Below are 24,465 nucleotides of genomic sequence, written 5' to 3' on the forward strand. Positions count from 1 at the left end.
CAATAATGAAAGGAGTTTTAATTAAGTACAGGCGGTCCGGACCCGCGTCAAGGATTTTGTCCAGTCCCTCCCAACCGGCCGGGCGGCGGTCAGGATGCCGCGGCGAGTGGCGCGGGCAGCACGCTCTCGACGTCGTACAGCTGATCGTCCACCAGGTTCAGCGCGTGGCGCAGGGCCCCCGACACGACGGCGCGCTCCCCCAGCGAGGACAGGCTGAGCTGGGGCGCTTCGATGCACAGCGGCGCCAGGTAGCGGGCGAGCGGCTCCAGGAGGATCTCGCCGGAGCGCGAGACGCCGCCACCCAGGACCACGAGTTCCGGATCGAGCGTCAGGACCAGAGCGGCGATGCCTTCCGCCAGGTCGCTGGCATAGCGCTCCACCGCCCAGCGGGCCTCAGCGTCGCCGGACTTGGCGGCGTCGAACACCGTGGCCGCCACGGATTCGCCGGGTGTCCCTTCGCTCAAACCGGAGAAGGCGGCGAGGCGCGACGGCGCGCGGTGCCAGCCGACAAGCGGCAGCGCCCCGATCTCTCCGGACAGCCCGCGGGCGCCGCGGTAGAGCTTGCCGTTGATGAAAAGCCCGGCGCCCGTCCTCATGCCGCAGTGGATGTACGCGACCTCGCTGTACCCCGCCGCCACGCCCTTCCAGGCCTCCGCCATCGCCGCGAGATTGCAGTCGTTCTCCACCGCCACGGGGCAGGCGTAGTCCTCGGCGAAAGCGCCGGCCAGATCGACACCCTCCCACTCGGGCAGCGCCACGGAGTGGGTGACGACGCCCGCGGTGCTCACCGTGCCGGTGGTCCCGACGCAGACGGCGGCCAGCGCCGACGGCGTCAGGCCGGCGTCCGCCACCGCCTGGGCCGCGGCGGCCCGCGCCGCCCGGAGGCGCGCCTCCCGTCCGTCGTCAGGGAGCACCGCCACGGATGACGAGCCGACCGGCTCCCCCGCGAGATCCGCCACGACGGCACGCACGGTCACCGATCCGATGTCCACGCCCATGACGTGCCCGGCGCCCGCCCGGAACTCCACCAGGCGCCGCGGACGGCCCACCTGACCGGACTCTGGATCATGGGAGAACAGCCACCCGGCATCGAGGAGTGAGTCCACGATGCCTTCCACGGTGGGGCGGGACAGCCCGCTCTGCGTGGCCAGCTCGGTCAGCCCCATGGCTCCGTTGTCGCGGAGCAGTTTCATGGTCAGGACCGCGTTCTGGCGTCGCAGACGGGAGGTGTCACCTCGGCGCAATTCCACATTCACTCCTTCTCAAGGTCTTGACAGTTCCGTTCCCCGGACCTCAGATTAAAGAAACCTCTTTTAATTTCTATGGTCAGGGGAACCACGTGCAGTCTGCAAGTCCAACCGCGTCCGCTCCTCCAGCGGACGCACCCACCCTCGCCGTGATCGGCGCCGGCCTCCGCAGCACGGTCTACGCCCAGCGGGCCCGGGCGACCGGCGCCGCGCGGATCGTCGCCGTCGCGGAACCTGATCCGGCGCGCCGCGAGCGGTTCGCCCGCGAACACGGCATTCCGGCGGAGAACGTCTTCAGCGACTGGGAGGATCTCCTGGCCGGCGAACGGCTCGCCGACGGCGTCATCATCGGCACCCAGGACCGGATGCATGCCGGGCCGGCGGTGGCTGCGGCCGGGAAGGGGTATCACATCCTCCTGGAGAAGCCGATCGCGCCCACCGAGGAGGAGGCCGCCCGCATCCTGGCGGCGGCCGAGGAGAACGACGTCATTCTGGCCGTCTGCCACGTCATGCGGTACTCCCCCTACACGCGGGCTCTGCGGAAGATCCTCGAAGACGGCACTATTGGTCAGGTGATCAATGTGCAGCATCTGGAGCAGGTGGGCTGGTGGCATCACGCTCACTCCTTCGTCCGCGGCAATTGGCGCAAGGAGGCGGAGTCCGCCTCGCTCCTTCTGGCCAAAGCTTGCCACGACGTCGATTGGCTTGCCTACATGATGGGAGCAATCCCACAGCGTGTCTCCTCCTTCGGGGCGCTCACCCACTTCACGGCGGCAGCCCGCCCCGCGGGCGCCGCCGACCGCTGCTGGGACTGCCCGCTCGAAGCGATCTGCCCGTACTCGGCCAAGCGTTTGTACCTCGGCTGCCTCGGCGATCCGGAGAAGGAGTTCTGGCCACTGTCCGCCGTCACGGAGGACGCCACTCCCGAAGGCGTGGAGCGGGCGCTGCGCACCGGCCCGTACGGCCGCTGCGTCTACGCCTGCGACAACGACGTGGTGGACACCCAGACCGTCTCCCTCGAATTCGGCACCGGCGCGACGGCGACCATCACCGTGACCGCGTTCGCCGCCCTGGAGCACCGCAAGACCCGGATCTTCGGGACGCACGGCTCGATCGACGGCGACGGTCGCCACCTCCGCATCCACGATTTCGTGTCGGACAGCTGGACCGAGATCGACACCGGCGGGGGCGATGACGCCTCCATGGCCGGCGGCCACGGAGGCGCCGACGAATCCCTGGCAGACGCCTTCTTCGACGCCCTCCGCCATGACGATCCGTCCCGGATCCTCAGCAGCGGACGCGAGAGCCTCGACACCCACCGGGTGGTCTGGGCCGCGGAGACCGCCCGGAAGCAGGGCACCGTGGTCACGATCCCGCCCACAGCACTTTCAGCGACACACCTTTCAATGACGAAACAGGAAGAATCGGAGTACACAGCATGAAGAACCACTCACTGCGGATCCTCACCGCCGTCGTCCTGGCCGGCGCGGTGGCCACCGGCGCCTCCGCGTGCGGCCAGAAGAACAGCGCCTCGGCGGCCGCCGAACGCACGCTCAGCTACCGCTCCATCTGGAGCGCCGACGAGCCGCAGGCCAAGATCCTCAAGAGCGCCCTCGACGACTTCGCCCAGCAGGAAGGCGTCAAGGTCGACGTCAAGTTCGTCGGGCGCACGGGCGGCGACGCCCTGACCACCGAGATGGCCGCCGGGAAGGGGCCGGATCTGTTCGACGCCGGTTCGGACAACCTGCCCGCGTGGCGGGCCCAGAACCTCGCCGCCCCGGTGGACGACGTGCTGAAGATGCCCGTCCCGGGCGAGAACGGCAAGACGGTCGGCGACCTGGTGCCGGCGGCCCTGCAGAAGGCCGCCTCGGATGACAAGGGCCTCGGATTCCTCCCGCACACGGCCATCTCGACCGCCGTGTGGTTCGACGCCGCCAAGCACCCGGAACTCGCGTCCGCTCCCCCGAAGACCTGGGATGAGTTCGTCGCGTACCTCAACAAGGCGAAGGCCGCCGGGCGGACCCCGATCTGCCAGGACGGGACCGTCCCGTTCTACAACGTCTATTGGCTGTACTCCGCCCTGGTGAACGCGGGCGGCTCGGGCAGCCTGCTGGGTCTTCAGAAGACCTCGGAGGCGTGGGACAAGCCGGAGGTCCTCGCGGCCGCGGACAAGGTGGAGCAGCTGGCCAAGGGCGGCTACTTCCAGCCGAACTTCATCGCCACCAAGTACCCGGCAGCCCAGAACGACTGGGTTCAGGGCAAGTGCGATCTGAACATCAACGGCACCTGGCTCGCCAGTGAAGTCACTTCCGGCACCCCGTCCGGCGCTCAGATCCGCTCCTTCCAGCTCCCGGTGGGCGGCAAGGACTCCGTGGAGGCCGGCGCACTGGGTCTCGGGGTGAACGCCAAGGGCAAGAACGCCGAAGATGCCAAGAAGTTCCTGGCCTTCTTCGAACAGTCCAAGTACCAGAAGCGCATCGCGGACGAGGCGAAGAACATCCCGGCCCGCAGTGACGTGCCGGCTCCCAAGGCCCTCTCGGACGCCCAGAAGGCCCTGGCCGAGGCCAAGGACGTGCACCTGACGTATGACACCGCGGCCGGCAACAAGGCCTGGTGGAACGACATGTTCCTGCCCCTGGACGACCAGCTCCTCCAGGGCAAGATCAGCGCGGCGCAGTTCGTCCAGCAGGGCAAGCAGAAGTCCGCTCAGATCATGGCCGGGCAGAAATGACCAGTCGCCTCGCGGATGCCGGGGCGGTCCCGCAGAGCCGGACCGCCCCGGCGGAGGTGGCCCGCAAGCCGCTGCTGCCGTCCCGGGAGAAAGTCTTCTGGGCCTTCCTCGGACCGGCCCTGGCGCTCTACACGCTGCTGTTCGTGGCCCCGTCCTTCTTCGGGGTCTGGGTCAGTCTCACCAAGTGGGCCGGGCCGGGATCGGAGATGTCCTGGCGTGGCCTGCAGAACTACGTGTCGCTCCTGGGCAATGAGGCCTTCCTCCGTTCCTTCGGCAACACCCTGGTGCTCGCGGTGGTCAGCGGGACGCTCGTCTTCGGCGTCACCTTCCTGAGCATGGTGGTGCTGCGACAGTTGAAGGGCCGGGCGTTCATCCGCTCCGTGGTCTTCCTCCCGGTGATCATCTCCCCCATCGCCGTCGGTGCGGCGATCGGCTTCCTGCTGAACCCCGACGGCGTGGCGAACCGCATCCTCGGCTTCTTCGGCATCGCGCCCATCGGCTTCCTCGGGCCGGACACCGTGTTCGCCTGCATCATCGGCGGGGTGGTCTGGTCTTCGACCGGCCTGTACATCGCGCTCATGCTCTCCGCCATGGACGCGATCCCGGAGGACCTGTACGAGGCGGCTCTTCTGACCGGCGCGTCGAAGTGGCAGCAGTTCCGCTTCATCACGCTGCCGCTCTCCTGGGACGTGTTCGCCGTGGCCTCGGTGCTGTGGGTGGTGAACAGTCTCAAGACCTTCGAGATCGTCATCGCCTTCACCACGGGCGGCGCGGTCGGTGTGCCGCCCATCCAGGCCCGCACCGTGGCGGTCCAGCAGTACAACTCGGTGGTGGTGAGCGGCGGCGTGCCGGACCTCGGCGCCGGCGCGGCCATGGGCGTCATCGTGACCGTCCTGACCATCATCCTCATCGTCCTGGTCCGCCGGATCACGGCCCGCGAACAGGTGGAGCTCTCATGAGGAAACTCGGCCGCTTCTGCGGCAACGTCTTCGTCCCGTCCGTCACCGTCGCCGCCTTGTGGGTGTGGGTGGCGTTCAACCTGGTGCTGGTCGCCTGGATCGGCATCCAGTCGCTCAAGACCTCGGGCGACATCATCCAGAACCCGTTCGCCCTGCCCACCGACCCGCAGTGGAAGAACTTCGGCACGGTCTGGGAGCTCGGGCAGTTCGCCCAGGCGGCGCTCAACAGCGTGGTCGTCACGGGACTCGGGGCGCTGCTCATCGTGGCGATCGCCGCTCCGGCCGCTTATGTGCTGGCCCGGTCGAGCAAAAGGGTGGCCGGCCCGCTCACGGCGTATTTCGCCGTCGGGCTCTCGATTCCGCTGCAGACGCTCGCGGTGCCGATCGTGGTGGCCAAACTGGGACTGAGCAGCTTCATGGTGGACTGGGTCACCGGCTGGTGGGACGACCGGATCACGCTGCTGATCTTCGAGGTCGTGTTCTCACTGCCGTTCGCCGTCTTCGTCCTCACGGGCTTCTTCCGGTCCCTGCCGCACGAGGTGGAGGAGGCCGCGGAGATCGACGGCGCGGGCCCGCTCACGCTGTTCCGGCAGATCGTGCTCCCGCTGGCGAAGCCGGGGCTGACCACCGTTCTGGTGCTCAACATCATCGGACTGTGGAATTCGGCGCTGCTCGTGATGCTGATCGTGTCCGATCCGGAACAGCGCACCCTTCCGGTGGCGCTCCTGAACCTGTACTCCGCCATGCAGTACAGCTCCGATTGGGGCGGCCTGTTCGCCGGGATCGTGATCCTCGTGTTCCCCATGGTCGTGCTGTATCTGTGGGTCGGACGGCGGATCATCGACGGCATGACCGCCGGCATGGGCAAGTAGGGCCGCCGGCGAGGGCCAGAATCAGGCCACGCGCCGTCGTCGCCGGATCAGCCCGGCGACGACGGCGCCCACGGCGCCGATCACCAGCGCCACCAGCACGTATCGCCACGACATCCCCGCCGGTCCGAGCGCAGCGACGAAGGTCTCTCCGGCCGCTTCCAGCGCATCCCTGGGATTGCGGAGGAGCACCCGGGAGCCCGCCGCGGTCATGATCCCGGTGAAGAGCGCGGGCACGATCCAGAGCAGGAACAGCGAGACGATCCAGGCCAGCACACGGCCCACGCTGTGCACGCCGCACCAGGCCAGCACCGCGCCCACCAGGACGGCGGGGAGCCATTCCAGCAACGGCAACGGGGATGCGATCCGGAACGGGCCATCCTGCGCGTACAGCAGCGTGCTGAGCCACGAGTCGACGACAAGGGCGCCTATCGTCAGGCCCAGCGCGGCGCCCGGCGCCGGAGCGCGGGACACGAGCACCGCGACCAGCAGGCCCACCACGATGGACGCGATGATCACCCCCAGGATGGTCCCGAAGTAGAGATCACTCCGCGAGTCCGCCGACAGTCCGGGCCGCACCTCGATCACGGTCTGAGCGGTGGCCGCACCTTGCACGAGCAGGAGGCCCACCCACGCGAAGACGAACCCCGCGGCGGTTCGCGGCCGGGCGACCCTTCGGAGCAACAGTCCGGCCAGAGCCGAGCCCGTCACCATCAGGGACACGAGCAGGATCAGGGAGTACTGGCTGAACGGCAGGGCGACCAGCGGCATCGCGTCCGGGGAGACCGGATCCGACCAGAGGTTCTGAAGCGGCAACCGCATCCCCTGAAGAAGCCAGGGCAGCAAGCCCACCAGGGCACAGACGACTCCGAGCAGGAAGCAGAGCCAGCCGGGCAGCCCGGAGCGTGTGCGTGAGCGGAGTGCCGGGGCCGTGTCCGTGTCCCGGGTGTGCTTGGTCTCCATGACCTGATCATGGCATGGGCGCCTCGGCGTCGTGCTTCCCACAGGCTGATCGGGCCGGGTCAGCCCGCCGAAGCCGCGGGCGACGGAGCGTCTCCGGCCCCGTCGCGGCCCAGCGGGAGGGTGACCTCCAGCTGGAAGCCGTCGGGGACCTGGCCGGCCCGGACCTTCCCGCCGTGCGCCTCGACGATGCCCCGCACGATCGCCAGCCCGAGACCCGCTCCCGAGGAGAGCGCCGACGGTTCCTCGGCGGTCCGGGCCGCATCGGCGCGCCACCCGACGTCGAAGATCCGCCCCAGATCCTCCGCGGCGACGCCCGGGCCCTGATCGAGCACCGTGAGGACCAACCGGTCCCCCTTCAGGGTGTCCGCCGCGATGAGGATCTCCGAATGCTCCGGTGCGTGCCGGATGCCATTGCTGAGCAGATTCCCCAGCACCCGGCTCAGCTCCCGCGGATCGGCCCACAGGACCCGCCCCTCGACGCCCCGCTGGGAGATCCGGATGTCCTTCCGTTCCGCCAGCGGCTGGACATCGGTCACGGCGTCCGAGACCAGGTCCAGCAGCTCCACCAGTTCCGGCTGGAGCCGCATGGTGCCCTCCTGGAGCTTGGACAGCTCGAACAGGTCGTCCACCATCCTCGTCATCGCCTCGGCGCGGGACCCGATCCGGCGTGCGGTGGCCCCGGCGTCCTCCACCACGCCATCCTCGAGGGCTTCCGCGAGCGCGCGGATCCCGGTGAGGGGCGTCCTCAGGTCATGCGAGATCCCGGCGTAGAACTGCCGCCGCGCGGCGTCGAGCTTCTCCAGTTCCGCGCGTGCGGCCGCGAGCCGGCGTGACGTTTCGGCGAGTTCCGCGGACAGCTCGTTGAACTCCTGCCAGCCAGGCGTTCCCGCCACGACGACGGCGCCGTCCCCCACCCGCTGCGCCGAGGCCACGAGCGCGTCCAGGGACCGCCGTGCGGTCCTGCCGGTGATGAGGACGGCCGCCGTGACACTCAGGACCGCAGACACCCCGAGCACCCACACGAGGACCGTGAGGTCGTGGGGTGAAAAGAACATCTCCACCAGCACGGCGAGCGTGGAGCAGGCGATCGAGAGGACCACCGCGACGATCACGATCGCGAACTGGGAGGCGATCGACCCGCGGCGGTTCCAGCGCAGGGCCAGCCACGCGAGCAGGCTGACGGCCCCGGTGCACACGGCGGTCGTCACGACGATGAGCAGCAGATCCGCGGGACTCAGCATGACGGCTCGATCGTGAAACGGTATCCGGCGCCCCACTCGGTCCGGAGGTAGCAGGGGAAACGCGGATCGGGTTCGATCTTCTCCCGCAGCCGGCGGACGTGCACGGTCACAGTGGAGGGGTCGCCGAAGCCCCAGCCCCACACCTCGCGCAGGATCTCGTCCCGGCTCACCACCTGGTCCGGGTGCTGGACGAGGTAGAGGAACAGTTCATACTCCCGCGTGGTGAGCGCCACCTCCCGCTGGTCGGCCCAGACGCGGCGGTGCGCCGGGTCGATCCGGAAGCGGCCGGCCGTGAACGCCGACGGGGCGCTCGAGGAGACCCGGCGCCGGGCCAGGGCCGCCACCCGCAATTGCAGTTCGCGCAGGGCGAAGGGTTTGCTGAGGTAGTCATCGGCCCCGTGTTCCAGCCCCTCGATCCGGTCCTCGACGGCGCCCATCGCGGTGAGCATCATGATCGGCACATCGGAGAACGTCCGCACCTCGCGGCAGAGCTCATCCCCGCTGAGTCCCGGCATCATGCGGTCCACGATCAGCACATCGGGCACCTGGTCCCGCAGGGCGTCGCGAGCGCTCGCCCCGTCGGCGTGCTGGGCCACCGCATATCCCGCGGCGCGCAGGTAGTCGCTGACGATCATGCGGACGGTGGGGTCGTCCTCCACGACCATCACGCGGGCTGTTCCAGGGTCCATAGTCGAAGCTTAGCCGCGCCGCACCCGCTCTGGACGGTGGCGGATCTTACCGTTCTGAAAGGTCTCTTACGGCCGTGAAAGGACCGCCCCGCGAGCGCTTCCCGACTGCTTGACTCGAGTGCAACGAGCGGCCCTCCTCCGGGTGGTGTCCCGCTCCGTGACCGGATCACCTCACCTCATAGAAGGAAGAACATCATGCGTACCAAGGCTCTCGTCGGTGCAGGACTTCTCGCTCTCGCCCTCTCCCTGTCAGCGTGCGGCGGCGCCGGGACCGCCGGCTCGTCCAGCGCCGGCTCCTCCTCCATGCCCGAGTCGAGCATGGCGGCATCCAGCGGCTCGCCGTCGTCGATGTCCTCGGAGTCGCCCATGGCGATGTCCATGCACCAGGGCGAGTTCGCCGGGCTCAACGGAAAGTCCGTCAAGGGCACCGTGACCGTCGCCGACGGCAAGGTGACCCTGGCCGGATTCTCCTCGGACGAAGGCCCGGATCTGCACCTCTACCTGGCGTCCGGGACGGATGAGTCGGCCATCGGCACGGGCACCCAGCTCGGCAAGGTCTCCTTCAACACCGCGTCCCAGACCTTCACCCTCCCGGCCGGCGCCGGGTCCTCCGCCTACGTGGTGGTGCACTGCGACAAGGCGAAGGCCGTGTTCGGCGCCGCCAAGCTGTCCTGATGGACCGCACCGGACCACGGATCCCCGCCCTCACCGCCCCGCTCGTCGTCGGAGCGGTGAGGGTGGTCCTCGGGATCCTGTGGCTGAACGAGGGCATCACCAAATACCGTGCGGGCTTCGGCCGGGCGGACATCCTCCTGGTGGCGGGCAGCGCGTCGGGCAACAGCCGGGTGCCGGAGTTCTTCCAGTGGTTCGCCACCGGTGTCCTGGGCAAGGCGCCCGAGCTGTTCGGCGTGCTCATGCCGCTGCTGGAGACCGCGCTGGGTGTGGCGCTCATCCTCGGGGTCCTGACACTGCCCGCCGCCGTGGGCTCCGTCTTCACGCTCATGACCTACTGGATGGCCGACCAGCTCATTGCCCAATACCCGGTCATGGTGCTGCTGTCCCTGGGCGTGGTGCTGTGGCCCCGCAGCGCGACGCGCCTCGCGCTCGACGCCCCCCTGCTCCGGATCCTCCGACGACGGCGGTCAGGCACAGCAGGCGCATAGGGTCGCCACAGTCACCACATGCCCTGCCGGGGTGTGCTGGTGTGCATGACCTCCAGCCCAGCCTCCCTGTCCCCCGGTTTCTCACCGACGCTCGACCGTCCCGCGCCCCGCACCGGACGCTGGGGCCCCTGGCCGCTCGGGCTGCTCGTCCTGGGCCTCGGCGCGGCCACGCTCACGGTGTGGGGCGTGTGGTCCGGCTCCCGCTCCGAGTACTACGCCTCGATCGCCCTCTCGATGAGCCAGAACTGGCACAACTTCTTCTTCGGCGCCTTCGACCCGTCCGGAACCGTCACCCTGGACAAGATCCCCGGCTCGTTCTGGATCCCGGCGCTGTTCGTCCGGCTCTTCGGGTTCTCCACGCTGACCGTCGTCCTGCCGAACGCCCTCGCCGCCGTGACCGCCACGCTCCTCGTGGCGGTCACGGCGAAACGGGTGGCCGGCACGACCGCGGGGCTCGTGGGCGGCGCGGTCGTCGCCACCACGCCCATCCTGGTAGCCGTGTCCCGGTCGAATCAAGCGGAGACCTTCTTCGTCCTGGGTCTGGCCCTCACCGCCTGGGCCGCAGTCCGCGCCCTGGAACAGCGGAGCCTCGGCTGGTTCCTCCTCGCGGGGGCGTTCGTCGCGGTCTCGTTCCAGACGTACATGCTGGAAGCGTGGGCGGTCTGGCCCGCCCTGGCCGCCGCCTACCTGTGCACGGCACAGCCCTGGTGGCGGAAACTGTGGCACACGGCGCTCGCAGGCGTGATCAGCCTGGCCCTCTCCCTCGTGTGGATCGTGGCGGTCGCCCTCATCCCCGCCACCGGCCGCCCTTATGTGGGCAGCACGCTCCACAATGATCCGTGGGAGATGGTGTTCGGCTACAACGGTCTGGGACGCTTCGGGACGAGCACCGCGGACTCCTCCGCCTACAACTCGTTCACTCCGCCCTTCTCCGGCTCGGCCGGTGCATTCCGTCTCTTCAACGAGCAGCTCGCGGGGCAGATCGGGTGGCTGGTCCCGGTGGCGCTGCTCGCCGTCGTCGTGCTGGCGATCCTCCGGTTCAGGCCGGCGGTGACGGTGTTCCTCGGCGTGTGGATCCTGACCTTCGCGGCCATGTTCTCCGCGGTGGCCGGGATGCACCAGTTCTACACGGCGGCGCTCGCCGTGCCGATGGGGCTGGCGGTGGGCCTGGCGATCGGAGTCGCCCGACGTCGGCGTGTGGTCTGGGCACAGCTCGCCCTGCTCGGCGCCGCGATGGTGACCGCGGTGGCGATCGCGTTCGTCTATGGCGGGTATTCCGTGGCGGTCGCCGCCGTCCAGGTCGTGCTAGGACTCGGTGCAATGGCCCTCATCCTCCGGGAGACCCGGCGGGGTGCGGGATCCCGGCTCTGGACGTCCGCGCTGCTGCTCTGCGGACTGCTCCTCACCCCGGCGGCGTGGTCCGTGGTGACGATCGCTCACCCCAATGCGAGCAATCCCGTGGCCGGCGGCGTCAGCGGCATGAGCTTCGGAGGGCGAGGCGGACCTGACGGCGCCGCGGTCCGCTTCGGCGGCAACCGGCAGGGCTTCGGCCAGGGACAGCCGGGGGCCTTGCCGGGCATCCCGCCGAACGGATTCCGGGGCCGCGGCCTGAACGGCGCCCCGGGCGGGACCGGTTTCCCCCAGGGTGCGGCGGGCGGCCGTGAGGGCACCGCGTCGACGGCGCTGCTCGCCTATCTGCGGGCCAACCGTGGAGACGCGGACTACCTCGTGGCGGCCTTCGGAGCGCAGGAGGCTGCGGGTCTCATCACGGGAACCGGCGGCGAACCGGTACTGCCCATCGGTGGCTTCAGCGGCAACGACCCTGCGCCCACCCTGCAGAAGTTCACGGCACTCGTCAGCTCGGGAGCGCTGAAGTATGTCCTCGTGGGCGAGGGCGGCCGGGGTGGCGGCTTCGGAGGCGGGTTCGGCGGCGCACCGGGCGGGTCCACAGCGACGACCACGGCCTCCGAGATCAGGACCTGGGTGGAGGCGAACTGCACGGCGGTCACCGCCGACGGCGTCACGGGCCTCTACCAGTGCACCGCGACGGCCGCGCAGGGGGCGTGAGCCGTCTGTGGGGCCTGACCATGCCGATCCGGGCCGGATGACATGATGGGACCACCGACGAAGGAGATGACGTGTCCGGATTGATCGACGCCGCGTTGGACGAGGACGGCGCACTGACCGCCTCCACCACGCTCCCCGGCGAGCGGGACGTGGAGGTGCTGGCCGAACCCGGCGAGCAGGAGCTCAGCCTGGAGCAGCTCACCGAGATCGTCGAGGACGCGCTCCGGCCCCTGGACCGCGGGACGTTCTCCGAGGCGGAGCGCGAGATCCTTGCCGCGCTCGACGGCGGCGCCGCGACGGAGGCGCCCACGCTCCGCCTGGACGGCGTGATCGTCGAGCCGGCCGGCGTCGTCGTGCTGCTGTACACCGCGCAGTCCCCCGCCGGCGAATCCACCGTCTACTGCACGCTCGGGACGGACCAGAGCGTGGAGAGCCTCGAGGTGGCCGAAGACGACGTCCAGGGCTGACTCAACGCCGGCTCAGGGCTGCACGCGCTCCACCGGCTGCCGGAGGATGGTGCGCTGCTTCTCCGGGGCCGTCCGGCGGAAGTCGCTCAGGTAGATCTCGTGGTGCTTCCCGCGGAGGGCAAGCCCCTCCGCCGGGACGAACTCGTGGTGGAGGCGATGCAGCACGGAGGCCTCGTCGTCGAACGAGCCGATATGGAGCGTCTGCACGCACAGCCCCTCCGCGAGCGCTTCGAACCGGACGTCGTCCAGGCGCGCCGGGCGGTTCTTCGCCCCTGCCTGCTCCTTGGCCGCCAGCACCAGGTCCTCGTCGATCCACTCGGGCACCAGTAGCATCATGGTCCAGTCCCACTGGGACTTGTCCCGGGCCGTGGTGAAGGCGTCCAGATCCTCGGCCCACCACAGCCCTTCGAGCGGCGGGACCACATAGTCACGGCCTGTCGTGGCGCGGCTGCCGAACTTCAGCTTGTACGCCACCGGGTAGAGCGACTCGACCGCCTGCGTGAAGTCGGGCGAGGAGTTGGGGTCCCCGTGGCCGTCGATCATGAGGTACCGCCGTTCCGGAACGGTGAGTATCCGGAACGCGCCTTTCGGTGCCTGGTACGAGTCCAGGGTCTTCTTGAGATCGATCTTGTCCATGGTGTCCCCTCACTCCACGTGTCGGTCTGTCAGTCGTCCAGCAGGGCCGCTGCGAACATCGGGCGCGCGGCGTCGGCCGACGGCGGGTGGAACAGCCCCGCCGTCGCGTCCCGCCAGAGACGGCTCAACTCGGAGCCGTTGTCGAAGCCACTGCCCCCGGCGCACATCAGCGCGGTCTCGGCCGCCCGGCGTGCGGCGGTGGCCGCGTTGAGCCGGGCGCTCACGAGGCGCAGCGGCCAGCCGGCTCCGTGATCGACCAGGTCGTCGACGTCGCGGGCGTACGTGTCCAGCTGGGCAGGCACCGCCAGGTACTCGAGGTGGGCGTCGGCCAGTCGCGCGCGGTACTCCGGCACTTCCGAGAACGGGGTGCCGCTCTTCGCCGAGCTGCGGCGTTTCAGACCGGCGGCGCCCAGCTCCAGGGCGCGCCACGCCACCCCGGCGTAGACGGAGCCGATCATGAGCTGGAAGTGGCTCGTGATGGCGAACGTCAGCAGATCCGGCGTGCGGCCCGGCGGGATCCTCCGCACCACGTTCCCGGCCTTCAGCGGCACGCTCTTCAGGATCGTGGCGCGGCTCTGGGAGGCCCGCATCCCGAGCACGTCCCACTGATCCGAGACCGTGATGCCGGGGGCGTCCCGTTCAAGGAAACCGTAGACGAGCCGGGGGTTCTCCGGATCGGACGCATCGAGGCCGTGCGCCAGCAGGCGGGTCCAGACCGGGGAGAGCGACGTGAAGATCTTGACGCCGGTGAACAGGTATCCGCCGTCCTCCTGAACCTCGGCCACCGTGGTGGACCCTTGCAGCACCCAGTCGTTGGACGGTTCGCTGATCCCGAAGGCGAAGACCTCCCCGGCCATCGCCTCCTCGAACACCCGGGTCAGGGAGTCGTCGCCGCGCGCCCACAGTGCCCGCGCGACGCCGGTGCACATGAGATGCATGTTGATCGCCAGCGCCGTGGCCGGGGCCGCCGTCGCCAGGCGATGCTGCAGCCGCGTGACCTCGAGCAGATTCAGGCCGGGACCGCCGAACTCCTGCGGAACGAAGAGCTGCAGATAACCCAGATCCCGCAGCTCGGCGAAGTCCTCGTCGAAGAAACGGTTCTCCCGGTCGTAGACGGCGGCCCGTTCGCGGAACCGTTCGAGCAATTCCTGCGGCAGGTACCGCTCCGCCAGCTCCTTCTGCCGGGTCTCGAGATCGGTCACGGTGTTCCTCCTTCATCCGCGCGGGCCAGCAGCACCGCGGCATTGTGCCCGCCGAATCCGAACGACGTGGACAGCACACTGTTCACGCGGAGCGGCCGGGCGGTTCCGGTGACGATGTCCCAGTCGGGGAACTCGGGATCGTCGAGGTTCAGGGTGGGCGGCAGGAGCCCGTCGCGCAGGGCGAGGATCGAGAGCACGGCTTCCACAGCTCCCGACGCACCCAGCAGATGGCCCGTGAGGGACTTCGTGGCGCTGATCGGGATGGTGCGGGCCGCCGGGCCCAGTGCCGCCTCGAAGGCGAGCAGCTCCGCCGCGTCCCCCGCCGGGGTGCCGGTGCCGTGGGCGTTGATGTGCCCGACGTCGGCCGGTTCCGCCCCCGCGTCGGCAAGGCAGTCGCGGATCGCCTGCGCCGCGCCCAATCCCTGCGGATGCGGCGCGGTCGGATGATGGGCGTCACTGGACGCCCCGAACCCGGCGACCCGTGCCAATGGCGCCACACCCCGGGCCGCGGCGTGCTCCGCCGACTCCAGGACGAGCGCGGCCGCCCCGGCCGACATGACGAAGCCGTTGCGCGCCCGGTCGAAGGGTCGGCTGGCCGCTGCGGGGTCGTCGTCGTAGCCGGTGGCCAGGGCCCGCAGGTTCGCGTTGGACGAGAGGTTCACGCCATTGAGGCAATCCTCCATACCCACCACGAGGACCGCGTCGGCGTAGCCGTGCCGGATGCGTCGCAGGCCCTCGCCGAGCGCGATGGTCCCGCTGGCGCACGTGGCGGACACTCCCTGGGCCGGGCCGCGCAGGCCGTGACGCTGGCTGAGCAGCGCCGCGGCGGCGTCGGGCGCGCCATGCATCGAGAGCGTCAGCGGCACGGCCCGCGGGCCACGGGAGTCGAGGCGACGCGTGGCGTGCTGCATCGCGTCGACGGGGCCGGACCCCGTGCCTGCGATGACGGACACCCGCGCCGGGTCCCATGGCAGTTCCGTGCCCAGGGCCCCGGCCTGTCCGAGTGCTTCCTCCGCGGCGGCGAGCGCCCAGTGCTGCACCGGGCTGAGGCGCCGCACGATGTTCCGTTCCAGCACCGCTTCGGGATCGAAGCCCCGCACCTGACCGCCGATCCGCACCGGCAGGCCGTCGAATTCCTCTCCCGCCAGGCGCGTGATCGCGCTCCGGCCCTGGGACACGGACTCCCAGAGCACCTCCGCGCTGAGGCCGCTGGGCGTGATGGCCCCGAGCCCTGTGACGACGACGTCGCGCGGCGCCCTCACAGCCGGACCGCCGCGTCGCCGTCGAGCAGCTCAGCCGTGGCCGGGCGGCGGATCTTGCCGCCCACCGTGCGCGGCAGGCGGGGCACCAGATACCAGCGGCGCGGCACGAACTGAGGTGCCAGCCGTTCCCGGGCCCAGGCCTGGAGCGCCTCCTTGCCCGGGGCGCCATCGCCTTCGAACACGAGGGCCACCACGCTGCCGAGCCGCACACCCGGCACGGCCACCGCACACACGGCACCGAGGCCCGGCATGTCCTCGAAGGCGCGCTCCACCTCGGGCAGCGCGATCTTGTGCCCGCCGCTCACCACGATGTCGCCCGACCGACCCAGGAGTTCGATACGGTCCCCCACGTGCCGGGCCTGATCGTGCACCGTGGCCCAGCCGTCCGGCTGCCGGAGGACCGCGTCCGTGGTGCCTGCCAGATACCCGTCCGAACAGGCCGCCGCGCGGACCCACAGGGTGCCGGGCTCGCCGTCGGGCAGTTCCTCGCCCGCGCCGTCCCGGACGCTGACCTCGATGCCGGGGTAGACCGAGAGGGCCGTGCCGTCCCCGTCCCGGCTGTCTCCGATGAAGCCGATCTCCGCGGCGCCGTAGTAGCTGATCAGACGCGCCTCGGGCAGCACGCGGGCGAGTCCCGAGCGCATGGCCGAGGACAGATTGGCGCCGCCCGTGACGATGAGGTCCAGCGAGGCGAACCGTTCGGGGTCCCGACGGGCACCGTCCGTGATCGCCTGGACCACTGCCGGGACGGCCACCACCCGACTGATGCCGTCGGCGGCGAGTCGCGGGCCCAGCGCGATCGGGTCGAACGTGTCGGCCACGTGGACGCTGCCGCCCGTAGCGAGGCATTCGATGACCGCATACAGGGTGAGGCTATAGGAGACCGGCCCCGGTGCCAGAGTGCTCACGCCCGGGAGGGGCTCCAGATGGGCGCTCGAGACCGCCACGTTCGCGCGGTACTGCTGCCGGGTCTTCAGGAACGCCTTGGGATTGCTCGTGGTGCCGGAGGAGAACAGCAGGAGGAACGCCTCGTCGCCGTCGCGGACCGTCGGCGCCGGGGCAGGAGTCAGCGTCTGTTCCAGGTCCCGGAAGTCCGTCAGGCCGAGGAGGGTTCCCGTCCAGCCGCACGCCGCGAGGGCCGACGCGAGGTCCTCCGAGTCGCTGATGACCACACCGATCCCGGTCGAGAGGATCACGCCCACCCGGTGCTCCAGGGGCCAGCGGGGATCGATCGTGGCGGAGACCGCACGGTATCCGGCCAGGCCGGCCATGATCCTCGCGGTGTGGAAGGCGGAGCCGATGCTCACGGCGGTGATCGGGATCCCCCGGGCCTCGGCCGCGGGCGCCGGTGGAAAGGTCTGGCCGCGGTGCAGTGAGTCCACGGCGGCGAAGACCCGGCGTGAGTCCTCCACGAGACCCCGGTAGCTCAAGCGCCCCTCGGCTCCGGCGATGGCCGTCCGCTCGGGGTGGTGTTGCGCGACGTCCAGCACGGTCCGGGTGATCGGCACCTGCGTCCTTCCCTGGTGGTCGTCCCGGCATGGCCCGGCTCAGTCAGGCCTCGGGTTCGGCCCCAGTTTAGCAAGGGGGTCCGTGCCGAGCCGGGGCTCTCACGGACGGACCACGATGTCACATTCGAGCCGCCCCGGCCTTCGCCCATTGGCACCTTTAGGCATAGCTAACCTAAGCTTGCTCAGGACCCTCCCCAGGACTCCGAACCCTTTTGCACGTAGAAAGCAGTTCCCATGAAGTTGCGTAAGAACGCTCTGGCGGGCATCGCCCTCGCCGCGACCGCCGCTCTCGGCCTGGCCGCCTGCGGTTCCGGCAGCTCCGCGCCCGCCGCGGGCGGATCCGGAGACTCCAAGGTCTCCGGCGAGATCACGGTCTACAACGCCCAGCACGAGTCCCTGACGAAGGAATGGGTGGACGCGTTCACCCAGGAGACCGGCGTCAAGGTCACCGTCCGCCAGGGCGACGACTCGGAGATGTCCAACCAGATCGTCCAGGAAGGCGCCGCCTCCCCCGCCGATGTCTTCCTGACCGAGAACTCCCCCGCGATGGCCCAGGTGGAGAACGCCGGCCTGTTCGCGGATGTCGACAAGGCCACCGTGGACCAGGTCCCCGCCGCCTACCGGCCTTCCACGAACAAGTGGACGGGCATCGCCGCCCGCTCCACCGTGCTCGTGTACGACAAGAAGAAGATCTCCGAGGACAAGCTGCCGAAGTCCATGCTGGATCTCGCCAAGCCGGAGTGGAAGGGCAAGTGGGCCGCGTCGCCGTCGGGCGCCGACTTCCAGGCGATCGTCGCCGCGCTGCTGGAGCTCAAGGGTGAGGCCGCGACTACCGAGTGGCTCAAGGGCATGAAGGAGAACTTCAAGGCCTACAAGGGCAACAGCACCGCGATGAAGGCCGTCAACGCCGGTGAAGTGGATGCCGCGCTGATCTACCACTATTACTACTACGGTGACCAGGCCAAGACCGGCGAGAACTCCAAGAACGTCACCCCGTACTTCTTCAAGCACCAGGATCCGGGCGCGTTCCTGTCCGTCTCCGGCGGCGGCGTCCTGAAGTCCGCCAAGAACCCGGCCGCCGCACAGGCGTTCCTGAAGTTCATCACCGGCAAGAAGGGCCAGGAGGTCCTCAAGAACGGCACCTCCTTCGAGTACGCGATCGCGTCGAACGTCGAGGCGAACCCGAAGCTCGTGCCGATCAAGGATCTGCAGGCCCCCACGGTAGACCCGGCCAAGCTGAACTCCGCCAAGGTCACCGAGCTGATGACGCAGGCCGGACTGCTCTGATTCCGTGACCGCTGATTCAACGGCCTCCGCCCCGGTGGAGGCCACCGTCAGGCCGCCGCAGGCGGGCAAGGGCGCACGCCCTCGCCCGCCTTTCGGCGTCTCCGTGATCTCTTTGATCGCGATGCTCATCGCGCTGCTGTCCCTCATCCCGCTCGGGTACGTCGTCTACATGACGGTCACCACGGGCTGGGACACGGCGGTCTCGCTCATCTTCCGGCCGCGCGTCGGCGAGCTCCTGCTGAACACCGTGCTCCTGGTGGTCCTCACCGTGCCGCTGTGCCTGGTGCTCGGCGTCGGCGGGGCCTGGCTGGTGGAGCGGACCACGCTCGCCGGTCATCGGTTCTGGGCCGTGGCCCTCGCCGCGCCCCTCGCAATCCCCGCGTTCGTCAACAGCTACGCGTGGGTCTCCGCCGTCCCGTCCCTCGAGGGGATCGGGTCCGGGGTGCTGATCTCCACGCTCTCCTACTTCCCGCTGGTCTACATCCCCGCGGCCGCGGCTCTCAGCCGGCTGGATCCGGCGCTGGAGCACTCGGCCGCCTCCCTGGGCCTGGGTCCGTGGGCGTCCTTCTTCCGGGTGGTCCTCCCCCAGCTCCGCGTGGCGCTGACCGGTGGCGCGCTCCTGGTGTCGCTGCACCTGCTGGCCGAGTACGGCGCCTTCGCCATGATCCGCTTCGACACGTTCACCACGGCGATCATGATCCAGTTCCAGTCCACCTTCAACGGCACGGCCGGCAACATGCTCGCCAGCGTCCTGGTGTTCCTGTGCCTGCTCCTGCTGCTCGCCGAGGTCCGCGGCCGCGGAACCGCGCGGTACTCCCGCGTCGGCTCGGGCAGCCAGGGCGTCGCCTTGCGGCTGCCGCTGGGCCGCTACCAGGTGCCGGCGCAGCTGTCCCTGCTGGCGCTCGTGCTGCTCGCCTTCGGCCTGCCCCTCGCGCTCGTCCTCCGCTGGGCCGTGCAGGGCGGCGCCGCCGTCTGGACCGCGGACGAGTTCGTCCCGGCCCTGGTGCAGACTCTATTCTACGGAGTGGCCGGGGCCGCGGTGACCACCGTGGTGGCGTTCCCGCTGGCGTATCTGGCGGTGCGGAACCCCACCTGGTTCAGCAAGGCCCTGGAACTGTGCAACTACGTCACGAGTTCCCTGCCCGGGATCGTGGTGGGCCTGGCGTTCGTCACCGTGACCATCCGGCTCGCACCGGCTGTCTATCAGACCACCGGCGTGCTGATCGCCGCGTATGTGCTGCTGTTCCTGCCCCGGGCTCTGGTCAGCCTGCGCTCCGGGCTCGTGCAGGCCCCGAAGGAACTGGAGGAGGCGGCCCAGGCTCTCGGCACGTCCCCGTTCCTGGCGTTCCTGCGCGTCACGCTGCGCCTCACCGCCCCCGCGGCGGCCGGCGGCGCCGCTCTGGTGTTCCTGGCCATCGTCAACGAACTCACGGCGACGCTCCTCCTCTCCCCCAACGGCACGCACACCCTGGCCACCGAGTTCTGGAGCAAGAGCAGCGAGATCGACTACGCCGGAGCCGCCCCCTACGCGCTCCTGATGATCGTGCTCTCCGCCCCCATGACCTATCTCCTGTTCCACCAGTCCAAGAAAGCAGCCGGACAGTGACCTCCCCCTCCTCCGCCCACTCCGTCGCTCCCGGCGTCGCGCCCTCTGTGGCCGGCACCACCGACACCCATCTCGCCATCGACGGAGTGGTCAAGAACTTCGGCAGCCAGGAAGTGCTGCGCGGGATCAACCTCGCGGTCGCCCGCGGCGGGACCACTGCGATCGTGGGACCGTCCGGTTCGGGCAAGACCACGCTGCTGCGGCTCATCGCCGGGTTCGAACGGCCCGACGCCGGCTCCATCCGCCTGAGCGGCACGGCCGTGGCGCAGAGTTCCGCGTGGGTTCCGGCGCACCGGAGGAATGTCGGCTATGTGGCGCAGGACGGCGCTCTGTTCCCGCATCTCTCCGTGGCCCAGAACGTCGCCTTCGGTCTGGCAGGTGACCTGGGCAGCCACCGGTCCTCTGCGGCGAAGGCCCGGATCCGTGAACTGCTCGAGATGGTCTCCCTGGATCCGGCTCTCGCCGCACGTCGTCCCCACGAGCTCTCCGGCGGCCAGCAGCAACGCGTCGCCCTTGCGCGCGCCCTCGCCCGTGAACCCGAAGTGATGCTCCTGGACGAGCCATTCTCCGCGCTCGACGCCGGCCTGCGCGTCGCCACGCGCCGCGCCGTGGGCAAGGTGCTCCGGACCGCCGGCGTCACCACCGTGCTCGTGACCCACGATCAGGCCGAAGCCCTGTCCTTCGCCGATCAGGTGGCCGTCATGCGGGATGGCGCCCTGGCCCAGGTGGGAAATCCGTTCGTGGTCTACACCCGTCCCTCCGACCGCGCCACCGCGGAGTTCCTGGGCGAGGCTGTGGTGCTCGACGCCTGGCTGGAAGGGTCCCTGGCCATGTGCTCCCTGGGCGGGATTCCGGTCCGCCGTCCTCCGGCGCAGGGCAAGGTGCACCTGATGCTGCGGCCCGAACAGATCCGGATCGCCCCGGACGGCCCCATCCGCGGCACGGTCGTGGACACGGACTACTTCGGCCCCGAGACCACCGTGCGGATCCGTCTCAACCCCCGTCCGGTCTCATCGGGCGGTCCCGAGATCCCCGGCGGCGGCGAGACGATCACCATCCGTCACTGGAACGCCTCCATCACGCGACCCGGCACGGAACTGTGCCTGCGCGTCATCGGTGAGGGCGTGGCCTTCCCCTGGGATTCCGCTCAGGACTGAGTGCGCCCCGGCTTCGCCTTCGGCAGGACGGGCCCCAACCCACCCCTTGCGTGCGCCGGCCGACGGGTTCAGGATCGGCGTATGACCAAGTACCTGATTTCGTTCCCCAGCGACGCAATGGTGGTCTCGGAGGAGGACTTCCCCACCGTCGTCGCGGAGTCCCATGCCGTCATCGCGGAAGCCCAGGCCGCGGGCGTCTACGTCTTCGGCGGCGGCATCAACGAGGAGGTGGAGCCGGTGCGCGTCGGGGCCGACGGGTCCATCAGCCCAGGACCGTATCCGGGCCTCGACATCCGCGGCGGCTTCACGATCCTCGAGCTTCCGGACCGCGCATCAGCGGAGGCATGGGCGGCGAAGATCGCCGCCTCCTGCCGCTGTCCGCAGGAACTGCGGGAGTTCATGTACGACCCGATGAGCTGAGCGGGCTCCCGCTCACTTCGGTTCGCCTCCTCCCTCGCCAGGTCCGGGCTGACCGTCCTCAGGCGATCCAGGGGCGGGTGAAGCCGAACACTCGTTCGCCGTCGCCGTCGGAAAGGGAGACGCCCACGAAGTTCCGGGCGGCGTCGGAGGTCTGATTCCGGAAGTGGAAGTCCGGCGCGGTCGCGATCTCCGCGATCGCGGCCCCGGCGCTCTCGGCGGACTGTGCCCGGGAGAACGCTCCGGTGCTACGGCTGATGTAGGCGTCGAGCAAGGGCCCGTAGACGCCGGCATCCGTGGGGCGCGAGACGTTCGCCACGAACTCACTGGCCACCGCGGCGGGTTCGATCACGCCCACCTGCACGCCGAACCGTTCGGCGACCACCGCGAGCGACTGCATGAAACCCTCCACGGCGAACTTTGCTCCGCAATAGGCGTCGGCGAACGGCTGGCCCACGGCTCCGCCCACGCTCGTGACGGTGAGAATCCGGCCGCGGCCCTGTTCCCGCATGCCGGGCAGGACCAGCTTGGTGAGGTTCACGGGGGCCAAGTAGTTGACGTCGAGCTGAGCCTGGATCTGCTCCATGGACAGCTGTTCGGCCGTCGCCACGCTGCCGCGGCCGGCGTTGTTGATCAGCACGTCGATACGGCCGTGCTCGGCGAGCACGTCGCGCACCACCCGTTCGGCGGCGCCGTGATCGACGACGTCGAGCTCCCGCACGTCCAGCTCGACTCCGGCCTCGCGGGCGGCGGCGTGGAGGGCGGCCACCCGGGAGGTGTCGCGCAGCGTGGCGACCACGGTGAGACCTCGGCGTGCCAGGTCGACGGCGGCATGCAGGCCCATGCCCGAGGAGGTTCCAGTGATCAGTGCGACATCAGACATGCGGTCATCGTACGCCCCCGCACTGCACGGACCGATCACCGCGCGCTCCTCCTGAAACGTGCCAGGTGCACGCCGAGCGCGACACCCGTGCCGATGCCCAGACTGATGGCCGCGGCCGTGCCGAAGTGCTCCGCGGCGTTGCCTCCGCCCATCGCCTGGAGGATGCCGAAGAACACCGGGATCCCGGGGAGCAGGGCCCCCGTGATGCCCATGAGCGCGAGCACTTGGTACGGGTAGCCGGTGCGCTTCACCAGGGCTGCGCTGAGGAGACCCAGGACCACGGCCGAGAGCGAACTGGCCCAGACCGCGGACAGTCCGGCCACGTGAAGGAAGACCTGGTTGACGGCGGCCGTGACCAGGCCGAGGAATGCCGCGGGCGCGACGAGTGCCGCCCTCCCGCCGTTCGCGAACGCGTTGGCGACCGCGCCCAGGGCGGAGAACACCAGCACCAGATACCAGGGCAGGGTGGGCAGGGCATCGAGCCGCGGGTGGGCCATGCCGAGGACCTCCCCCAGCGCGAACGTGAATCCTCCACCGATCGCGATCCCTCCAGCCGCGATGGCGACGCTCGCCACGCGCGTCATCGCGGACAGATGGTCGGCTTCGATGGCGTCCGTGACCGCCCCGATGACCTGTGGCAGAGGGATCAGCAGGAGCCAGTTCACCGCGATCGCCGCGGCCGCGCCCACCGGATCCACGAAGCCGAGCTGGACGAGGACAGTGGCGAAGGCGCCCGCCGCGCAGCTCTGCACAGCGATGGCGAACAGCCGGGGCAGCCGCAGCCCGCCGATCGCGACGCCCGCCAGGGAGGTCACCGCCTGCACCAGGGCCGCGGTGACCCAGGCCTGCCAGCTCACGCCCAATTGCATGCTGATGAAGAACGCCAGGAGGGTCAGGCCGATCGTGACCACCCACCATGGCGTGGCCGTGTCGCGGAGCCGTTCGACCTCCTGCCGCGCCGCCGTGAGGCCGTCGTGGGCAGCGGCGGAATCGGCCCAGCCCCGGGCGTCCTCGACGGTGCGCTCAGCGAGCCTGTCGAGTGCGCGCGCCCTGGTGCAGTCGATGGCGTCGAGCGACCGGGCCGCGCCGGAGAGGGAGACCGTGCCGCCGTCGCGCGTGACGGCTTCCAGCAGCAGCATCCGGCCGAAGGAATTCAGCACGAGGCCGTCCAGGCCGAGCTCACGGCCGTACCGGCCGAGCGCTTCCTCGGTCTGGCGCGTGGTCTGGCCGGATTCCAGGAAGCCGTGGCCCAGCGCGGACAGGAAGGCGAGGCGGAGGCGCACCTTCTTGGCGGAGAGTCCTGTGGCGACCGGTTCGGGCGTACTCAGGCCGGAGGATGAGGCTGCTTCCATGCCTCGATCCTAGGGTGCCCCGGCAGGTGACGGCGGGGTCCCGCTGCCGAGTTCGGGGGAAACCGCCGAAGACACGGGCTGCAACCCGCGCATCCGGGCCTGACCCCCGACGTCGGCGCCGTCGCCTCCGCTACGGCGCCCCGGCGTGCGGACTACTCGGTGGTGTCCGCGATGTAGACGTTGCACTTGGCTTCGTGCGCCACGGAGTTGGCGACGCTGCCCAGGACACGGGCGAGGCCCTTCATGCGGCGGTTGCCCACCACGATCACGCTGGCGTCGTGCTGCTCGGCATGGGCGATGAGCGCCTCCGCGGGAGTGCCCACCACGGAGAACGACTCGACCTGGACGCCGTCCGCTGACAGGCTCTCGGCGACCGTACGGGCGGTCTCGGCTGCCTTCTCCTGGCGGTCGGCGAAGACCACGGCACGCTCGTAGTTGGCGCCGTGCAGCGATGCCTTGGTGCCCTCGTACGCGGTGACCACATGCAGCGTCGCGCCAAAACCCTGGGCGAGGCGCAGGGCCTGCTCGGCCGCGCGCGCCGCGGTCTCGGTTCCGTCCACTCCGACGACGATGATCTCCGGCATGCTGGTGCTCCTTCTCAACGATGATTGCCTGCTCAAAACGGTACCGTGCGGACCATCGGCTAGCGTGGGATCATCCGTAACAAACCCCGGAACTCCGCCCGAAAGTGATGGAGAAAACACCGTCCAGGGCTGAGCGGGCCACCCACTCCGGCCGAGCGGCCGACGACGGCGGTCA

23 protein-coding genes are annotated in these 24,465 nt (G+C 69.9%); 12 read left to right on the forward strand and 11 right to left on the reverse strand.

All coding sequences use genetic code 11. The features are described from left to right. Positions 1-89 precede the first annotated feature (89 nt). Positions 90-1,250 carry an ROK family transcriptional regulator gene (locus QFZ52_RS08185; protein WP_307497128.1) on the reverse strand — a complete coding sequence of 387 codons (1,161 nt, stop codon included), beginning with the start codon at positions 1,248-1,250 and terminating at the stop codon, positions 90-92. A gap of 89 nt (positions 1,251-1,339) precedes the next feature. Here QFZ52_RS08185 and QFZ52_RS08190 point away from each other — a divergent pair, with 89 nt between their 5' ends. From QFZ52_RS08190 to QFZ52_RS08205, 4 genes are read left to right on the forward strand one after another with little or no spacing between them, the layout of a single operon-like run. Next, complete coding sequence (locus tag QFZ52_RS08190; protein ID WP_307497129.1) at positions 1,340-2,689, forward strand: Gfo/Idh/MocA family protein; 1,350 nt, start codon at positions 1,340-1,342, stop codon at positions 2,687-2,689. After that, positions 2,686-3,978, forward strand: coding sequence for an ABC transporter substrate-binding protein (locus QFZ52_RS08195; protein WP_307497130.1), 1,293 nt, complete (start codon positions 2,686-2,688; stop codon positions 3,976-3,978). The genes QFZ52_RS08190 and QFZ52_RS08195 overlap by 4 nt, the downstream gene beginning before the upstream one ends. Then, positions 3,975-4,937, forward strand: coding sequence for a carbohydrate ABC transporter permease (locus QFZ52_RS08200; RefSeq protein WP_307497131.1), 963 nt, complete (start codon positions 3,975-3,977; stop codon positions 4,935-4,937). Before QFZ52_RS08195 ends, QFZ52_RS08200 begins: the two co-directional genes overlap by 4 nt. Beyond that, positions 4,934-5,809: a carbohydrate ABC transporter permease gene (locus QFZ52_RS08205; protein WP_307497132.1), complete on the forward strand. Its 876-nt coding sequence runs from the start codon at positions 4,934-4,936 to the stop codon at positions 5,807-5,809. Before QFZ52_RS08200 ends, QFZ52_RS08205 begins: the two co-directional genes overlap by 4 nt. A 21-nt stretch (positions 5,810-5,830) precedes the next feature. Here the strand turns inward: QFZ52_RS08205 and QFZ52_RS08210 are convergent, their stop codons facing one another. The 3 genes from QFZ52_RS08210 to QFZ52_RS08220 are packed head-to-tail and all read right to left on the reverse strand — an operon-like array spanning position 5,831 to position 8,699. Further along, positions 5,831-6,769, reverse strand: coding sequence for a hypothetical protein (locus QFZ52_RS08210; RefSeq protein WP_307497133.1), 939 nt, complete (start codon positions 6,767-6,769; stop codon positions 5,831-5,833). Positions 6,770-6,828: 59 nt separating this feature from the next. Beyond that, positions 6,829-8,010, reverse strand: a complete 1,182-nt coding sequence (locus tag QFZ52_RS08215) for a sensor histidine kinase (protein WP_307497134.1) — start codon at positions 8,008-8,010, stop codon at positions 6,829-6,831. Further along, positions 8,004-8,699, reverse strand: coding sequence for a response regulator transcription factor (locus tag QFZ52_RS08220; protein WP_307497135.1), 696 nt, complete (start codon positions 8,697-8,699; stop codon positions 8,004-8,006). The genes QFZ52_RS08215 and QFZ52_RS08220 overlap by 7 nt, the downstream gene beginning before the upstream one ends. Positions 8,700-8,894: 195 nt before the next feature. Between QFZ52_RS08220 and QFZ52_RS08225 the strand changes: the two genes are divergently transcribed. The 4 genes from QFZ52_RS08225 (at position 8,895) to QFZ52_RS08240 (ending at position 12,396) form a co-directional block, all read left to right on the forward strand. Then, the gene (locus QFZ52_RS08225; protein ID WP_307497137.1) at positions 8,895-9,374 is read left to right on the forward strand and encodes a DM13 domain-containing protein; all 480 of its coding nucleotides are present in this window, start codon (positions 8,895-8,897) and stop codon (positions 9,372-9,374) included. Next, positions 9,374-9,862, forward strand: a complete 489-nt coding sequence (locus QFZ52_RS08230) for a DoxX family membrane protein (RefSeq protein ID WP_307497139.1) — start codon at positions 9,374-9,376, stop codon at positions 9,860-9,862. Before QFZ52_RS08225 ends, QFZ52_RS08230 begins: the two co-directional genes overlap by 1 nt. Positions 9,863-9,907: 45 nt before the next feature. After that, positions 9,908-11,929, forward strand: coding sequence for an ArnT family glycosyltransferase (locus QFZ52_RS08235; protein WP_307497140.1), 2,022 nt, complete (start codon positions 9,908-9,910; stop codon positions 11,927-11,929). Positions 11,930-12,000: 71 nt separating this feature from the next. Next, on the forward strand, positions 12,001-12,396 hold the full coding sequence (locus QFZ52_RS08240) for a hypothetical protein (RefSeq protein WP_307497141.1): 396 nt from the start codon (positions 12,001-12,003) through the stop codon (positions 12,394-12,396). Between the two features lie 12 nt (positions 12,397-12,408). Here QFZ52_RS08240 and QFZ52_RS08245 read toward each other — a convergent pair whose 3' ends face one another. Genes QFZ52_RS08245 through QFZ52_RS08260 form a run of 4 tightly spaced genes read right to left on the reverse strand, consistent with a single transcriptional unit; the run spans position 12,409 to position 17,004 of the window. Continuing rightward, complete coding sequence (locus tag QFZ52_RS08245; protein WP_307497142.1) at positions 12,409-13,032, reverse strand: GyrI-like domain-containing protein; 624 nt, start codon at positions 13,030-13,032, stop codon at positions 12,409-12,411. Positions 13,033-13,061: 29 nt separating this feature from the next. Continuing rightward, positions 13,062-14,234, reverse strand: coding sequence for an acyl-CoA dehydrogenase family protein (locus tag QFZ52_RS08250; RefSeq protein WP_307497143.1), 1,173 nt, complete (start codon positions 14,232-14,234; stop codon positions 13,062-13,064). After that, positions 14,231-15,496: a beta-ketoacyl-[acyl-carrier-protein] synthase family protein gene (locus QFZ52_RS08255; protein ID WP_307497144.1), complete on the reverse strand. Its 1,266-nt coding sequence runs from the start codon at positions 15,494-15,496 to the stop codon at positions 14,231-14,233. The genes QFZ52_RS08250 and QFZ52_RS08255 overlap by 4 nt, the downstream gene beginning before the upstream one ends. After that, entirely contained in the window at positions 15,493-17,004 is a 1,512-nt protein-coding gene (locus QFZ52_RS08260) for a class I adenylate-forming enzyme family protein (RefSeq protein WP_307497145.1), read from the reverse strand. Before QFZ52_RS08260 ends, QFZ52_RS08255 begins: the two co-directional genes overlap by 4 nt. Before the next feature lie 234 nt (positions 17,005-17,238). Here QFZ52_RS08260 and QFZ52_RS08265 point away from each other — a divergent pair, with 234 nt between their 5' ends. The 4 genes from QFZ52_RS08265 (at position 17,239) to QFZ52_RS08280 (ending at position 21,474) form a co-directional block, all read left to right on the forward strand. Beyond that, positions 17,239-18,291, forward strand: coding sequence for an iron ABC transporter substrate-binding protein (locus tag QFZ52_RS08265; RefSeq protein ID WP_307497147.1), 1,053 nt, complete (start codon positions 17,239-17,241; stop codon positions 18,289-18,291). Positions 18,292-18,412: 121 nt separating this feature from the next. Then, on the forward strand, positions 18,413-19,897 hold the full coding sequence (locus tag QFZ52_RS08270) for an ABC transporter permease (protein ID WP_307498689.1): 1,485 nt from the start codon (positions 18,413-18,415) through the stop codon (positions 19,895-19,897). Then, the gene (locus QFZ52_RS08275) at positions 19,894-21,054 is read left to right on the forward strand and encodes an ABC transporter ATP-binding protein (protein WP_307497148.1); all 1,161 of its coding nucleotides are present in this window, start codon (positions 19,894-19,896) and stop codon (positions 21,052-21,054) included. The genes QFZ52_RS08270 and QFZ52_RS08275 overlap by 4 nt, the downstream gene beginning before the upstream one ends. A gap of 81 nt (positions 21,055-21,135) precedes the next feature. Next, positions 21,136-21,474, forward strand: coding sequence for a transcription initiation protein (locus tag QFZ52_RS08280; RefSeq protein WP_208189027.1), 339 nt, complete (start codon positions 21,136-21,138; stop codon positions 21,472-21,474). Positions 21,475-21,532: 58 nt separating this feature from the next. On the opposite strand, the gene QFZ52_RS08285 is transcribed toward QFZ52_RS08280, so the two are convergent. The 3 genes from QFZ52_RS08285 to QFZ52_RS08295 all read right to left on the reverse strand — a co-directional run bounded on the left by QFZ52_RS08285 (position 21,533) and on the right by QFZ52_RS08295 (position 24,290). Then, complete coding sequence (locus QFZ52_RS08285) at positions 21,533-22,354, reverse strand: SDR family NAD(P)-dependent oxidoreductase (RefSeq protein ID WP_307497149.1); 822 nt, start codon at positions 22,352-22,354, stop codon at positions 21,533-21,535. A gap of 35 nt (positions 22,355-22,389) precedes the next feature. Continuing rightward, entirely contained in the window at positions 22,390-23,706 is a 1,317-nt protein-coding gene (locus tag QFZ52_RS08290; RefSeq protein ID WP_307497150.1) for a threonine/serine exporter family protein, read from the reverse strand. A gap of 152 nt (positions 23,707-23,858) precedes the next feature. Next, on the reverse strand, positions 23,859-24,290 hold the full coding sequence (locus QFZ52_RS08295) for a universal stress protein (RefSeq protein ID WP_307497151.1): 432 nt from the start codon (positions 24,288-24,290) through the stop codon (positions 23,859-23,861). Positions 24,291-24,465 lie beyond the last annotated feature (175 nt).

This window comes from Arthrobacter woluwensis (genome assembly GCF_030816155.1).
Lineage (GTDB): Bacteria > Actinomycetota > Actinomycetes > Actinomycetales > Micrococcaceae > Arthrobacter_E > Arthrobacter_E woluwensis_A.